The organism is Nitratidesulfovibrio sp. 1201_IL3209 (assembly GCF_036763125.1).
GTDB lineage: Bacteria > Desulfobacterota > Desulfovibrionia > Desulfovibrionales > Desulfovibrionaceae > Cupidesulfovibrio.
The window spans coordinates 1-255 of sequence record NZ_JBAIYT010000112.1 but is presented as its reverse complement, the minus strand read 5'-3'; the positions used below and the strand labels follow the sequence as shown (position 1 = coordinate 255).

Annotated in this window: 1 rRNA gene; it reads left to right on the top strand. The window is 55.7% G+C overall.

Annotation, left to right across the window (positions count from 1 at the left end):
• A 23S ribosomal RNA gene (locus V6B97_RS17500) occupies positions 1–255 on the top strand; the annotation flags it as partial.

Below are 255 nucleotides of genomic sequence, written 5' to 3'. Positions count from 1 at the left end.
ACCGAAGCTTCGGGATCGCGCAAGCGATCGGTAGGGGAGCGTTCCCTGCGGGCAGAAGGTGTGCCGGAAGGCATGCTGGACTGCAGGGAAGTGATTATGCTGACATGAGTAACGATAAAACAGGTGAGAAACCTGTTCGCCGTAAACCCAAGGTTTCCTGGGTAAAGGTAATCTTCCCAGGGTTAGTCGGCCCCTAAGGCGAGGGCGAAAGCCGTAGCCGATGGGAAACGGGTTAATATTCCCGTACTTGCGCGA